Here is a 13,587-nt window from a genome sequence, read left to right on the forward strand (position 1 = left end):
GCGACTCTGCACACCGCAACTTTGAACACCACGCGCAGAAACGCCGTGGAACTCATCGCCACCTGCGCATATAAACATTGGTTTACTACCGATGTGGGGGCATACCTTATCGGGTATGCGATTGAAATCAATACTGCCGGCGCTCGCCGTCGCCCTCCTGCTCTGCGGCTGTTCCGGTGGAGCGGACAAGGATCCCGACGGCCAGACGCCCTCGGCTCCCAAAACCTCCGGGGCCACCGCCTATCCGTTGAAGTACACGAACTGTGGCACCGATGTCACCGTTGAGCGCTCACCGCAGAGGGCCGTGTCCCTCAACCAATCGGCCACGGAACTCATGTTGCGCCTGGGATTGGGAGACCGCCTGGCCGGCACCGCCTACCAGACGAACCCGATCCCCGCTGATCTTGCCGCGGCATATAAGAGGGTCCCTCTGCTGTCCGATGGGATCGTCAAGCACGAAACTCTGCTGAACACCCAACCGGACTTCGTCTATTCGTCCTACGCCTCCTTCTTCAAAGAGGAGAACGCCGGCACCCGTCAGGAATTGCAGGACCTGGGCGTGCCCACTTATCTGACCGAGTTCGACTGCACTTACCACGAGTCCGTCAAGGGTGGTGCCGACTTCGACATGCTCTTCGACGAGGTCGGGCAGATCTCGCGGATCTTCGATGTGCAGCGGGCCGGTGAAGATCTGGTGGCCCAGCAACGGAAGATCATCGATGAATCCGTGGCCAAGGCGAAGAGGATCACCGGTACACCCAAACTCGTATGGTTCTACTCGACCGCGGCGTCGAAGGCGACTCCGTCCGTAGCGGGGCCCGGCGGACTGCCGCAGACGGTCACCCAGATGGTGGGAGCGAAGAACCTGTTCGACGACGGTGACACCAAATGGCCGGAGGTCAGCTGGGACGAAGTCGCCGACCGGAACCCCGATGTCATCATCCTGGGCGACCTGACGCGTGGATACCCGGGTGACACTGCCAAGGAGAAGATCGACTTCCTCAAGAACGATCCGTTGACCAAGCAGATGGATGCGGTGAAACACAATCGGTTCATCACCATTTCGGGACCGGAGATGGACCCGGGGCTCGACAGTGTCCAGGCGGTCAAGCACGTGTCCGAGGGGCTGCTGAAGATCCAAGATGAGGAGGGTCGATGATATCCGGCGCTTTTGATCCCACCGGGGCCGATCCCACCGAAGCGGACAGGGGCCCCACCTCGGCTGCGGCCCGCCTGGTCGCAGCTTGGGACGCCCAGCAGGCGGCCCTGGTCAACCGGCGCGAGGACCGCTTCTCCACCGTTGTCGCTCTGGTGGTGCGCATGCTCACCAGTCGGGCAGAGGCTCCGACCGCATCCGCCCTGACAGTGCTCGATCTGGGCTGCGGACCGGGCAGCCTGTCCGCGCGCGTGCTCGAGCGGCTGCCCGGAGTCCACGTGATCGGCGTGGACTACGACCCGGCTCTGTTGCACCTGGCCGCGACTCACCTGGCCGAGGCGTATCCGAGACGGTTCCATCCGCTCGACTCGGACCTCGCCGGCTGCGGCTGGGCCGAGGCGGTGTCCGCGCTTCTCTCCGCCGAGGCCCTGCCCCCGATCGGAGCGGTCGTGTCCTCGACCGCTCTGCACTGGCTGCACCCGGCCCAGCTGGTCGACGTCTACACCCGTGCAGCCGGGCTTCTGCCCGCCGGCGGTCTGCTGCTCGACGCCGACCACCTGCGGTACGACTCCGTAGCCGAACCCTTCCTGTCAGCCGCCGCAGCGGCCGATGACCTGGCGACGCAGACTCGCGATCAGGCCGCGGGTGCCCTGACCTGGGACCAATGGTGGGAGGAACTGGCCGGGGTGCCGGAGTTCGCATGTCACCTGGCAGAGCGGGCCCGTCGCTTCGCAGACCGCCCACCCACGCCCCCGGCCCCGCTCGATTTCCATCTGGCGGCGCTGACCTGCGCCGGCTTCTCAGAGGCCGCCCCCGTCTGGAGGTACCTTGACGATGTCATCGTCTGTGGTGTCCGCTGATGCCGCCGCCGGCTCCGAGGCGCCGCGCACTGCAGCCCCGGCCCGCATGGGCACAGCCTTCTGGATCCCCATCTTCGCCGTGGCCCTGTTGGTGTCCATCCCCGCTGCCTGCCTCATCGGTACGGCGGATATCCGCTATTCCCAGGTAGTCGCGATTCTGGCCCGTCATCTGGGCCTGGGCGCTCTGGTGCCGGACCCCGGTGCCGCCTCCTCACTCATCGACGCACTGATCTGGGAGTCCCGGCTGCCGCGGGTACTCCTGGCAGTCGTCGTGGGAGTCGGCTTGTCTTTGTCCGGTGCCGTCCTGCAGGCGGTGACCCGCAACCCGCTGGCCGAACCGTACCTGCTGGGAGTGTCCTCGGGCGCGTCGACCGGTGCGGTCGCGGTGCTGTTGCTGGGGGTCGGCGCAGGCGCGGTGTCCCTGTCCACCGGCGCATTCGCAGGTGCCCTGCTGGCCTTCGGAATCGTGCTGGTCCTGATCGGCGGTGGCCGCGCGTCCAATCCCTCCCGGGTCGTGCTCACCGGTGTGCTGGTCTCCCAGTTCTTCTCCGCCCTGACCTCGCTCATTCTCATGCTCTCCGGTGACGCGGATGCCACCCGGGGTTTCACCTACTGGCTGCTTGGCTCCCTCGGCGGAGCGCGTTGGCAGCCTCTGGCGGTGGCCGCCATCGTCATCGTGCCCGCGGCGTTCGCGGTCGTATGGTGTGCGGGTGCGCTGGACGCTTTCACCTTCGGGTGGGACACCGCCGCTTCGCTGGGCATTCCAGTGGCTCGGATGCGGGGGCTCCTCATGGTCCTGGCCGCGCTGATGACCGCGGCGGCCGTCGCAGCCTCCGGCGCGATCGGGTTCATCGGTCTGCTGGTACCACACATCGTGCGCCTGCTGGCGGGCTCCGGACACAGGATCATGTTGCCGCTGACCGCTTTGGGCGGTGCGGTGTTCCTCATCTGGGTCGACGCACTGGCCCGCTGGGCCCTGGCCCCGCACGAGATCCCGGTGGGAGTCATCACCGCACTATTGGGTGCGCCGGTCTTCGCCCTGGTGCTGAAGAAGGAGGGGACACGATGAACGGGGAAGAGCTCCGAGCGCCCACCGGAGCGCCCACCGGAGTGGCCACGGACGAGGCGGCGGTCACTCCGGCACCGGCGCTGTCCGCTCGGGGAGTCGTCTGGGGCAGCGGGGGCAACCGGATCCTGCACGGCATCGATCTGAGCGCCCGCCCCGGCCGCATGCTGGGAATCTTGGGACCGAACGGGGCGGGCAAGACCTCGCTGTTGCGAATCCTGGCAGGACTGCGTGCGCCTTCGGCGGGCATCGTCGAATTGGCGGGAGTGCCGCTGGCCGAACTATCGCGTCGCGCGGTCGCCCGCCGTCTGGCGATTGTCGAACAGAGTCCCAGCGCCCATCTCGATGTCACGGTCGAACAGGCCGTGGCGATCGGCCGAACACCCTATCGCGGGGCATTCAGCGCGTTGACCGGATACGACTCCCAGGTCGTCGAGGCGGCTCTCGAGCGAGTCGACCTGGTCGGAATGCGGCACCGGTCCTGGGCACGGTTGTCCGGCGGGGAACAGCAGCGGGTCCAGGTGGCACGCGCCCTGGCCCAGGAACCGGAGGTGATCTTGCTCGACGAGCCGACGAATCACCTAGACATCCGCTTCCAGCTCGAGGTTCTGTCCCTACTGCGCGACTCCGGTCTGACTGTTGTCACCGCCCTGCACGATCTGAACCTGGCAGCCCGATACTGTCACGATGCGATCGTCCTGCAGGATGGGCGGGTGCGGGCCGTCGGCACTCCGGAGCGGGTACTGACCACCGAGCTGATCGCCCGGGTCTACGGGGTGCAGGCCGTGGTGGAGGGCTCCCGACACCACGCGGGTGTCCAGATCTCGTACCTGCGTGCGGGCCGGTCGGTTGACCGGCCCCCGAGCCCGAGGGGAACATCGCCCTCGTAATATACGGATATGAGTGTATCCCGCACCACATCCCCGCAGTCCGCACCCACCGCCCAAGCGGCCGAATCCGCCTTCCTGTCCCAGGCCTCGGCCCAACCGGAGGCCGTCGCCCCCGTGCCCGCCGACGCCTATGCGAGCCTGCCCGACGACCCGTATTCGCGCGCCACCCTGGCAGACCCCTACCCCTTCCTGATCCGCCTGCGCGAGGCCGGAGCCGCGGTCTGGTTGGAGCGCTACGGGGTCTACGCCTTCGGCCGCGACGCCGAGGTCCGCGCGATCCTCGACGACTGGCAGACCTTCATCTCCGGGGCCGGGGTGGGGCCGGCGAACTACGCGGTCAACCGCCCGGCCTTCTGGCGCCCGGGCATCCTGGAGGTCGACCCGCCCATCCACACCCGGATGCGCCAGGCCATGTCGGCGGTCATCAGCCCCGGCCGGCTGCGGGCCCGCCGCGCCGACTTCGACGCCTATGCGCGAGAACTGTTAGACGAGGTGCTGGGGTCTGCAGAGGCCGCGGCCGCCGTGGACCTCGACGTGTTCGACCTGGCCAAACGGTTCACCCTGCGCGTCTTCGGCGATGCAGTGGGCATCCCGCGGGCCGACCGCGACCCCAAGCTGATCCTGCAGGGCGCCATGAACTTCTCCCGGATGGGGCCGATGAACGAGGTCGCCCGGGAACACTTCGAGGCCGCCGACGGAGTGGTCGAATGGGTGATGGAGGCCTGCGCTCGCGATCGCCTGGCGCCCGGGGGCATGGGCGCGCAGATCTGGGAGTTCGCGGACTCCGGGGACATCCTCGACGAGGAGGCGACCCTGTTGGTGCGCGCGATGCTCTCCGCCGGCCTGGACACCACGGTGCTGGCGATCGTCAACACCCTGGTCGCCCTGTCGCGCCACCCCGCGCAGTACGCCCGGCTGCGCGCCGACCCGGGGCTGATGAAGTACGCGATCGACGAGTGCTTCCGCTTCGACTCGCCCTTCCAGTCCTTCTTCCGCACCACCAGCCGGGACGTGGAGATCGGCGGGGTGACGATCCCCGCGGGCTCCAAGCTCATCGTCTTCCCCGGTGCTGCGAACCGCGATCCCGCGCGCTGGGGCGACGACGCGGATTCCTTCGATATGGAGCGCGATGCCTCCGGCCATCTGACCTTCGGCATGGGCATCCACATGTGCGTGGGCCAACCGATCAGCCGGATGGAGATGGACTCCTTCTTCGCCGAGTTCCTGCGCCGCGTGTCCTCCCTGGAGCCCCTGGCCCCGGCCGAGCCCTACATCCACACGACCCTGCGCTCCTATGCCAGCGCCCCCATGCGCCTGCATCTGGGGTGAGTGGGAGGTCTGCGCGCGGGCCCGGTGGCCGCGCGCAGGACTGTTTCCTATAGGTCCAGTTTCAGCACCGGATCGCAGCTGCGGGACACGCAGATCATCATGGTCTCGTTCGCCTCCTGCTCCGCGGCGTCGAGGACATGGTCACGGTGGTCGGCACGGCCGGCCAGGATGCGGGTCTCGCAGGTGCCGCAGGTTCCGCGCTGACAGCTCGAGAGCACGCGCACTCCCGCGCCGGTCAGCGCCTGCAGGATCGACTCGCCCTCTCCCACCGGCACGGTGCGCCCATCGGCCAGTTCAACGGTGAAGGGCAGATTTCCGCCCGCCGAGGCCCCACCGCCCGTAGTGCCGACGGCACCCTGCACGGCCGGTTGGGACGCCGGTGCGGCGGCGTCGCCCTGCACGGTGCCGCCTGACCCTGCCCCTGCGGATACGGCCTGCGGGCCCTCGGCTGCCGGATCGAACAGTTCGGATTCGACGATCGTCTGCGCGGTCTCCGGGCGCGCCGCGAGCCCTGCCCGCAGCGCGTCCGCGAATCCCGCGGGACCACAGGTGTAGACGAGCGCCTGTGGGTGCCCGCCCAGCCAGGCTGCGGCCTCGGCGGCCAGATCGGGGCGCCCTCTCTTCGCTGTGTCCCAGATCGTCACGTGCTCGGGGCCGAAGGCGGTGAGGAGTTCGCCGGCATAGGCCAGGGGGTCCATAGCGCTGGAGTCCCCGGCACTGGAGCCTGCGCCGCGGCCCACGTAGAGCAGGTGCCAGTTCAGTTCGAGGCCCGCGGCGAAGGTCAGCATCGAGCGCAGCGGGGTGATGCCGATGCCGCCTGCGACGAAGTACGCGGGCCGCGCCGTGCGGAAGTGGAAGTTATTGCGCGGGCCGCGGATGAACAACTCGCGCAGCTGCGCAATGGTGTGCAGGGTATGCGACAGGCTGGGGGCGGCGCTTCCGGAGGGGACGGCCGGTTGCGCGGTGTCGCCCTGCACGGTTGAGTCCTGGACCGCGATGGTCCAGGGCGTGGCCCCGGTCGGATCCGAGCTCAGGGAGTAGTGGCGGATCAGCGGGACCGCTGTGGTGCCCGCGGCCTCGCGCCGGCCTGTGGCGGGGATGGGCTCAGTAGCTAGGGCGACCTCGATATGGGAACCGGGGGAGAAGGGCTCGCGTCGGTCCAGGGTGAGTTCGAGGACGCGCGGGCCCAGCCGGCGCAGGCCGGTGACGGCGACCGGGGTGAAGCCTGCGCGCAGGAGCAGCTCGGTGTGAGGGGAGGCGGGGGATTCGACACTCATGCGCTCACTCTAACCATGAGGGGACAGTCGATGCCCAGGCGAATCATCCAGTGACCGGTTCATGCGGTTTCTGAGGCGCAGAGCTACATGAACCGGCCACTGGGTGACCCCCGGCATCATCGAGTGGGAAACGCGGGCGCCCGCTCATTCGGTGGGGATGGTCTCGGTGTGCCCTCGGAACCCGTTCGTTCGGTTCCGCAGGCCTGCTCAGTCCTCGTACATGGCGACGAGGCGCCCGCGCACCCCGCCGTCGTGCAGCCGCTGGATCCCTTCGGGGATGCCGGCGAAGTCCGTGTGCTCCACGGCCGGCTTGAGGTCGCCGGAGGCCATGAACTTCATGACATTGGCGATCGCATCGCGCGAACCGCCATTGTTGCCCAGCAGCTTCAGGCGCTTGGTGATGAGCGGGTACATGTTGAGCGTGGCCTCGAGGCGGCCCATGCCGACCTGCACCAGGCGCCCGTTCGGCGCCAGGGTCTCGATCGCGCCGGCGGTGGTGGTGCCGAAGCCCGCATAGTCGACGATGAGCGTCAGGCCCACATCCTTGAGCTCCGTGATGTCCTTGACGACCTTCTTGGCGCCGGCGGCGTAGGCGGCGTCCCACACGGCCTCGTTGACCTCGGCCACGTAGAGTTCGCCACCGGACAGGTGGGCGACGCGGGCGCCGATCTGGCCCAGGCCGCCGAAGCCGATCACGCCGACCTTCTCGCCCGGCTGCAGGCCGCCGGTCTCCATCATGGCGCCGTAGGAGGTCATGCCGGCGTCGGTTGCGGCGGCGGCCATGTCGAAGGGCACCTCGTCGGGGATCGCGATGACATCCTCTTTGTCCGCCACGACGTATTCTCCCCAGCCGCCGGGCCGGGCGTAGCCGTAGGTGTCGCCCTTATTGCCCAGCGGCCACACGGCGACGCGGTCGCCCACCGAGTAGCCGGTGTCCGGATCGCCGACGGCGTCGACCACGCCTGCGATCTCGTGGCCGGGGATGGCAGGGACCTTCATGAGCTCCATCCATTTGGGGTCCTCGAGGATGCCGACGTCGGAGTGGCATAGGCCGGCGGCCTTCATGACTATCTCCCTTGATGGTGGATCCGTTCGTGCACCTTCACAGCACCCGGAGATTCTGGACGCCTGTCAAGGTCTTGGGCCACAGGGTCTCAGGGCCTCCGGGGGCGCCCAAGACCTTTCTGCCCCCGGGGCTCCCGGCGGCCGGTGCCGGTGCCCACAAGAACAGCAGGCGCTTTGGTCCGAAACCCACGCGGGGGTTCGTACCAAAGCGCCTGCTGTCGCGTGTTATCGAGGGACGGAGCTGATCCCGCCGGGACGGATCCCGGCGGGATCAGCCGACTATGCCCGGTCCGCCGCCTCGTCTTCCAGGGTGTTGTGCGTCGAAAGGTCCTTGCCCTTGGTCTCGGGCAGGAACAGGACGGTGATGGCGGAGACCACCAACAGGATGATCGAGTACCAGGCGAATTTATCCGAGCCCATGGCGGTGAGCACATACGGGGCGGTACCGCCGAACACGGCGATCACGATCGCGTAGTAGATGCCGAAGCCCGCGGTGCGCTGCGAGGTCGGGAACATCTCCGAATAGGTGGCCGGGGCGTGGGACAGGAAGCCCGCGAGCAGGACCAGCTGCAGCGAGATCGCCAGGGCCAGTTCCCACATGTGACCGCCGTTCATGACCAGCTTCATCATCGGGATGTAGAGGATGGCCGTGCCGATCAGGGCGATGAGCATCGAGGGCTTGCGCCCGATCTTGTCCGACAGGAAGCCCCAGGCGGGCAGCACCACGATGAAGACGACATTGCCGATCAGCGAGGCGGTGAAGGAATCGTCGGCGGTGTAGCCGAAGGACGACTTCGCCACTGATGCCATGGACACCGACCAGATGTAGTAGGCGACGGTCAGACCGCAGGTCATGCCGATGACCTTGAGGCCCACGCGCCAGTTGCGGCCGACCTCGGCGAAGATGTTCTTCTCCTTCTCACCGGCATCCTTGACGGCCGCGCGGTGCTCTTCGAAGACCTCGGACTCCTCCATCGAGGAGCGGATCCACAGGGCGCCCAGGCCCATCACCGCGCCCACGGCGAAGGGAATGCGCCAGCCCCAGGCGTCCATCTGCGCCTCGTCGAGCGTGCTCTGCAGGATCAGGCCGAGTGCCAGCCCGACCAGCAGGCCGATGGTGCCGGTGACGTAGATCGAGGAGGCGAACAGGCCGCGCTTGTCCTGCGGGGAGTGCTCCGCCAGGTAGGTCTGCGCGCTGGGCAGCTCGCCGCCGTGGGCCAGGCCCTGCAGCAGGCGGGCGAAGACCAGCAGCGCCGAGGCGCCCCAGCCCCACTTGTCGTAGGTCGGGCAGATGGCGATGAGCAGGGAGCCCAGGGAGGCGGCGATCACGGCCAGGGTCAGCGAGTGCTTGCGGCCCACGCGGTCGCCCAGCCAGCCGAAGACGAAGCCGCCGAAGGGGCGGGCCACGAAGCCCACGGCGAAGACGGCCATGGTGTTGAGGAAGGCCGACTGGGGATTGCTGTTGTCGAAGACCTGTGTGGAGAAGTAGACGGCGAAGCTGGCGTAGACGTTCCAGTCGTACCATTCCAGCGCATTGCCCACGCTGGTGCCCATCAGGGTTTTGAACTTCGACTGCGGTTTGTGATCGCCCGGGCTGCTGTGGGGAGCAGCCGTGGTGGATGCGCTCATGCGGAGGGGCTCCTATTCCAGGTCCCATGCGCGGCCCTAGCCGGGCTTGCGCACGGCCTTGTGGTGTGTTGAACACGTCAATGCTACGTCCGGCGGCACACCGGAATGTGACGCGATACCCACGAATGACGGTGTATATCGACGAAACCTCAGGGAAAACACACGTGCATCACGGAAAGAAGCAGCGAAAGAGTGGTATAAGTCACCATACAAGATGTCTTGAATGGTGAGATATACCGTTCCTCGCCGGGCTCAGTATTGGATCGGGTTGTGCACGTGTTCCGCCCAGGCCAGGATCCCGCCGCGCAGCGAGGCGACGGCCGGGTGGGCGACTGGAGTGGCCTCGGCGGCCAGGAGCCGCGCCGCGGTCGCCGAGCGCACGCCCGTCTTGCACATGAACACGAGGGTGCCGGGGCCTGTGCTCTGCGCGAGGACCCCGTCCAGGGCCTCCCAGCCGCGCGCCTCGATCTCGCCCAGCGGGACGGCGTGCGCGCTCGGGTGGGCGATGACCTCGCGTTCCCAGTCCTCGCGCACGTCGACCAGCGTCACGGGACCGGCCTGGTTCAGCTGTGCCGAACCCAGCTGAGCCGGATCGACCTCGGTCACCGGGTCGGGGGCACAGACATCGGCGAAGGTCTCGATCGCGGTGACCGGCGGCCGGTCGGGATCGGCCTCGAAGCGCAGTTCGCTCATCCGCGAGCCCAGCGCGTCCACACGGGCCAGTCGGCCCAGCAGCGGATCGCCGATGCCGCAGATCAGCTTGATCGCCTCGGTCGCCATGAGCGATCCGACCCAGCCGCACAGTGCGCCGAACACCCCGCCCAGAGCGCAACTGGGGACGGAGTCGGCCTCGGGCACATCGGGGAACAGGTCGCGCAGCATGGGGCCGCGGCCCGGCCAGAAGGTCGAGACCTGGCCCGAGAACTGGAACAGCGTGCCCCACACCAGGGGAGTGCCGGTGAGTTCGGCGGCGTCATTGCAGACATAGCGGGTGGCGAAATTGTCCGCCCCGTCGACCACCAGATCGTGGCCGTTGAACAGGTCCACGGCATTGGCGGCGGTGATCCGCTCGCGCAGCGCATTGACCCGGGTGCCAGGCGCGGTCTCGGCCAGGCGGGCGGCGGCGGAATCGACCTTGGGTGTGCCGATCGCGGGCGTCGAGTGGATGACCTGGCGCTGTAGGTTCGAATCCTCCACCGTGTCCGCGTCGATCACGGTCAGTGTGCCGACGCCGGCCGCCGCCAGGTACTGCAGTACTGGAGAGCCCAGGCCGCCCGCGCCGATCACCAACACCCGCGCATTGCGCAGCCGGCGCTGCCCGGTCACGCCCACCTGGGGCAGCGGCAGATGCCGGGCGAAACGCGAGATATCGGCGGGGCTCAGCTCGGGCCCCTGCGCTACCAGCGGCGGCAGGGCACCTGCTCCGCCGCGCATATCCGCGTCCATCAGATCGCGGCCTCGAGCCCGGTGGCGACCATGCCCTCTGTCGGCGATGAGGCCAGGGCCAGGGAGCGCTGCGGGATCCGGCCGGCCAGCCGCGCGGCCCGCCCGCCCTCGACGGCGCGCGCCATCGCCAGGCCCATCAGCGCCGGGTCGTGGGCGCGGGTCACCGCCGAGGCCAGCAGCACCGCGTCACAGCCCAACTCCATGGCCAGCGCGGCATCGCTGGCCGTGCCGACCCCGGCGTCGAGGACCACGGGCACGTTCGCGCGCGCCACGATCGTCTCGATATTGTGCGGGTTGAGGATGCCCAGGCCCGTGCCGATCGGCGCGCCGGCGGGCATCACCGCGGCCACCCCCGCGTCCTCCAGGCGGCGGGCCAGCACCGGGTCGTCGTTCGTATAGGCCAGCACGGTGAAGCCATCGGCCACCAGCTCCTCGGCCGCCGCGAACAGTTCGATCGCATCCGGCAGCAGGGTCTCCTCGTCGGCGATGACCTCGAGCTTGATCCAGTTCGTGTCCAGCGCCTCGCGCGCCAGCTGCGCGGTGAGCACCGCATCGCGCGCGGTGAAACAGCCGGCGGTATTGGGCAGGGGCCGGATGTCCAGCTTGCCCAGCAGGTCGAAGATGCCCGTGCCCGTGGCCGAATACCGGCGCATCGCCACGGTGGTCAGCTGCGTGCCGCTGGCCACCAGCGCATCCTCCAGGCTGGCCAGGCTCGTCGCCCCGCCGGTGCCCATGATGAGCCGCGAGTCCAGCTGCACCCCGTCGATGACGAGCGGGCGCGGATCGGTGAAAGTGTCTGCTGATGTCATGGTGTCTCCTCCTCAGCCGCCCTGTGCGGCGGTGACGACCTCGATCGCGCTGCCTGCGGCCAGCACGTGCCCGTCCCATTTGCCCCGCGGCACGACCCGGCCGTCGACGGCCACAGCCACGCCCAGGCGCTTGCCCGAGGCGGCGGTTCCCTCCGCTGTGATCTCCTGTCCCAGCAGTTCGGCGACGAGTGCCCGGACCGAGGTGCCCTGCACCAGGGTGCGCGGCGTCCCGTCGACGCTCACGGTGATGGTGTCGGTCGCCGTGCCGGTTGTCGTCGTGTCAGATGTTTCGGTGTTCATGAGTGGCCTTTCCGATAGTGCGGTGAGGTCAGGGTTCTGATTGTGTGCGGGGTGCTCAGGCCCGGGTCGGTGCCGCCTGCAGGGGCTCGGCCTGCGGCGCCGCCGACGAGGCCTGCAGCGGTGCTGTGGCCAGCGGGTCGGCCGCCAGGGCCGCGGCAGCCTCGGCTCCGGTCGTCGTCGACAGCGAACTCGTCGCGCTCGCGGCCAGCTCCTCCGGGGTCAGTGGCGCCCGGGTGCCCGCGCCATCGGGCAGCGCGGCCTCGGCGACGTCGGCGGTGACGGCCGCGCCCCACGGGCTGAGCAGGATGCCGTGGCGCGAGAAGCCGGTCGAGGCGATGATGCCCGGCGCCAGCCGGCCGATGATCGGCAGGCCGTCGTGCGTGCCGGGGCGCGAACGCGCGACCACGTCGTCGATCGTCGTGTCCACGATGCCCGGCACGATGCGGCGGGCGTCGTCGAGCAGCTGCCAGACGCCCTCGGTGCTGGGTGCCTCGAGGTCGTCCTCGCGGGTGGTCGCGCCGATCACCAGCGAGTTGTCGAAGCGTGGCACCAGGTAGATCGGCCGGCCTGCGACCTGGCCGCGGACCACTCGTGAGACCAGCGGCGGGTGGCCGGCGGGAATGCGCACGCGGATCACATCGCCGCGCTGCGGGCGGACGTTGAGCTCTTCGACTCCGGGGACCTGCCACACGGCGGTGGCCAGGATGATCTCATCGGCCTCGAGGCGGGTGCCCTCGGCGCCGATCCGGTGTTCGGCCGCCGGGTGGATGTAACCGGTCGCGGGGGAGGACGGGGCCGTTTCGGGGTGCGCTGTCGCGCCGGCAGATAGTGCACCGGACGGTGCTGCGTCCCCGTCGTCGAGGATCGCGGTGGCCGAACCCCCGGCGGGGGCCTCGACTACGCGGGCCACATTCGCGCGCACGAAGGTCGCGCCCTTGGCCAGCAGTGCCGCCTGCAGCGCGACCGCATAGGTGCGCGGGTCGATCTGGTGGTCGCCCGGATGGCTCACCCCGCCCACGATCCGCGGGCCCAGGGCGGGCTCCAGGCGGCGCGCCTGGGAGCCGGTCAGTCGTTCGGTGGGGTTGCCGGCGGCGCGCTGGGCCTCGATGAGTTCCCAGATCCGCTGGGCGTCGGAGCGTTCCGCGCCGATCACCAGGGTGCCCTCGGTCTTGCGGTGTGCGTCGATGCCCGAGGCCAGGCGGACCGAGGCCTCGAAATCGGGGTAGAGGCGGGCGGCGCGGGCCATGATGGGGGCGAGTTCGTCCTCGCCCCAGACCATTTCGGCCGCCGGTGCCAACATTCCGGCCGCGGCGTGCGAGGCGCCGTTGCCGGGGGTGGCGTCGCAGACGGTGACCTGGTGTCCGCGATTGAGAAGCTCCCAGGCGATGCTGAGGCCCACGACCCCGGCGCCTGCGACGATGATGCGCATGAACGTCCTTCCTACGACGGCATGATCCGTATCAGGTATAGCGGTCGGCTTTCGCCCTCTCAGTCCTGCTGCGTGCTGCATGTGCTGTGTGCGCAGCACTCGCGGGACTCCCGCGGATTTCCGCCTTCCATTCTACGCCGGGGTCATTCGATGGCGGAGGGCCTCATCGAGTGGCCGGTTCATGCAGTCGAACGCACGGCAGCGCTGCTGTGAAGTCTCGGGACATCGTGACCACAGATGTCTCACAACATCATGACCACCATGTCTCACCACATCATGACCATACCCATGGTCACGTGGACTCATGACCCGTGACTACAAGCCCACACAA

Annotated in this window: 12 protein-coding genes and 1 riboswitch; of the genes, 5 read left to right on the plus strand and 7 right to left on the minus strand. The window is 68.7% G+C overall.

Translation table 11 applies throughout. From position 1 onward, the window contains the following. The first annotated feature begins 115 nt into the window (after positions 1–115). Genes NQ038_RS14120 through NQ038_RS14140 form a run of 5 tightly spaced genes read left to right on the plus strand, consistent with a single transcriptional unit; the run spans position 116 to position 5,301 of the window. Positions 116–1,159, plus strand: a complete 1,044-nt coding sequence (locus NQ038_RS14120) for an ABC transporter substrate-binding protein (RefSeq protein WP_257057082.1) — start codon at positions 116–118, stop codon at positions 1,157–1,159. Then, positions 1,156–2,016 (plus strand): trans-aconitate 2-methyltransferase, encoded by an 861-nt coding sequence (locus NQ038_RS14125; RefSeq protein WP_257057081.1) that lies wholly within the window; start codon positions 1,156–1,158, stop codon positions 2,014–2,016. The genes NQ038_RS14120 and NQ038_RS14125 overlap by 4 nt, the downstream gene beginning before the upstream one ends. Beyond that, positions 1,991–3,085 (plus strand): iron ABC transporter permease, encoded by a 1,095-nt coding sequence (locus NQ038_RS14130; RefSeq protein WP_257057080.1) that lies wholly within the window; start codon positions 1,991–1,993, stop codon positions 3,083–3,085. Before NQ038_RS14125 ends, NQ038_RS14130 begins: the two co-directional genes overlap by 26 nt. Then, positions 3,082–3,972 (plus strand): ABC transporter ATP-binding protein, encoded by an 891-nt coding sequence (locus NQ038_RS14135; RefSeq protein WP_257057079.1) that lies wholly within the window; start codon positions 3,082–3,084, stop codon positions 3,970–3,972. The genes NQ038_RS14130 and NQ038_RS14135 overlap by 4 nt, the downstream gene beginning before the upstream one ends. 9 nt (positions 3,973–3,981) lie before the next feature. Beyond that, positions 3,982–5,301, plus strand: a complete 1,320-nt coding sequence (locus tag NQ038_RS14140; RefSeq protein ID WP_257057078.1) for a cytochrome P450 — start codon at positions 3,982–3,984, stop codon at positions 5,299–5,301. Positions 5,302–5,348: 47 nt separating this feature from the next. Here NQ038_RS14140 and NQ038_RS14145 read toward each other — a convergent pair whose 3' ends face one another. From NQ038_RS14145 to NQ038_RS14175, 7 genes are all read right to left on the minus strand, one after another. Continuing rightward, positions 5,349–6,578: a 2Fe-2S iron-sulfur cluster-binding protein gene (locus tag NQ038_RS14145; RefSeq protein ID WP_257057076.1), complete on the minus strand. Its 1,230-nt coding sequence runs from the start codon at positions 6,576–6,578 to the stop codon at positions 5,349–5,351. Positions 6,579–6,785: 207 nt separating this feature from the next. Further along, positions 6,786–7,643, minus strand: a complete 858-nt coding sequence (locus tag NQ038_RS14150) for a zinc-binding dehydrogenase (protein WP_257057069.1) — start codon at positions 7,641–7,643, stop codon at positions 6,786–6,788. 279 nt (positions 7,644–7,922) lie between these two features. Next, positions 7,923–9,272, minus strand: coding sequence for an MFS transporter (locus tag NQ038_RS14155; protein ID WP_257049709.1), 1,350 nt, complete (start codon positions 9,270–9,272; stop codon positions 7,923–7,925). A 252-nt stretch (positions 9,273–9,524) separates the two neighbouring features. Next, entirely contained in the window at positions 9,525–10,718 is a 1,194-nt protein-coding gene (locus NQ038_RS14160; RefSeq protein WP_257062861.1) for a ThiF family adenylyltransferase, read from the minus strand. Beyond that, positions 10,718–11,527 (minus strand): thiazole synthase, encoded by an 810-nt coding sequence (locus NQ038_RS14165; protein ID WP_257049705.1) that lies wholly within the window; start codon positions 11,525–11,527, stop codon positions 10,718–10,720. The genes NQ038_RS14160 and NQ038_RS14165 overlap by 1 nt, the downstream gene beginning before the upstream one ends. A 12-nt stretch (positions 11,528–11,539) precedes the next feature. Beyond that, positions 11,540–11,827, minus strand: coding sequence for a sulfur carrier protein ThiS (gene thiS, locus NQ038_RS14170; RefSeq protein ID WP_257062863.1), 288 nt, complete (start codon positions 11,825–11,827; stop codon positions 11,540–11,542). Between the two features lie 55 nt (positions 11,828–11,882). After that, positions 11,883–13,256 carry an FAD-dependent oxidoreductase gene (locus NQ038_RS14175; RefSeq protein WP_257062865.1) on the minus strand — a complete coding sequence of 458 codons (1,374 nt, stop codon included), beginning with the start codon at positions 13,254–13,256 and terminating at the stop codon, positions 11,883–11,885. Next, positions 13,248–13,380: riboswitch (TPP riboswitch) on the minus strand. (Overlaps the previous gene by 9 nt.) Positions 13,381–13,587: the final 207 nt, after the last annotated feature.

The organism is Brevibacterium sp. 50QC2O2 (assembly GCF_024580675.1).
Taxonomy (GTDB): Bacteria; Actinomycetota; Actinomycetes; order Actinomycetales; family Brevibacteriaceae; genus Brevibacterium; species Brevibacterium moorei.

Coding starts and splice junctions, on each gene's coding strand:
- NQ038_RS14135 (WP_257057079.1), top strand. CDS start 3,082: ATGAACGGGGAAGAGCTCCGAGCGCCCACCGGAGCGCCCACCGGAGTG.
- NQ038_RS14130 (WP_257057080.1), top strand. CDS start 1,991: ATGTCATCGTCTGTGGTGTCCGCTGATGCCGCCGCCGGCTCCGAGGCG.
- NQ038_RS14145 (WP_257057076.1), bottom strand. CDS start 6,578: ATGAGTGTCGAATCCCCCGCCTCCCCTCACACCGAGCTGCTCCTGCGC.
- NQ038_RS14140 (WP_257057078.1), top strand. CDS start 3,982: ATGAGTGTATCCCGCACCACATCCCCGCAGTCCGCACCCACCGCCCAA.
- NQ038_RS14155 (WP_257049709.1), bottom strand. CDS start 9,272: ATGAGCGCATCCACCACGGCTGCTCCCCACAGCAGCCCGGGCGATCAC.
- NQ038_RS14150 (WP_257057069.1), bottom strand. CDS start 7,643: ATGAAGGCCGCCGGCCTATGCCACTCCGACGTCGGCATCCTCGAGGAC.
- NQ038_RS14175 (WP_257062865.1), bottom strand. CDS start 13,256: ATGCGCATCATCGTCGCAGGCGCCGGGGTCGTGGGCCTCAGCATCGCC.
- NQ038_RS14160 (WP_257062861.1), bottom strand. CDS start 10,718: ATGGACGCGGATATGCGCGGCGGAGCAGGTGCCCTGCCGCCGCTGGTA.
- NQ038_RS14165 (WP_257049705.1), bottom strand. CDS start 11,527: ATGACATCAGCAGACACTTTCACCGATCCGCGCCCGCTCGTCATCGAC.
- NQ038_RS14125 (WP_257057081.1), top strand. CDS start 1,156: ATGATATCCGGCGCTTTTGATCCCACCGGGGCCGATCCCACCGAAGCG.
- thiS (WP_257062863.1), bottom strand. CDS start 11,827: ATGAACACCGAAACATCTGACACGACGACAACCGGCACGGCGACCGAC.
- NQ038_RS14120 (WP_257057082.1), top strand. CDS start 116: ATGCGATTGAAATCAATACTGCCGGCGCTCGCCGTCGCCCTCCTGCTC.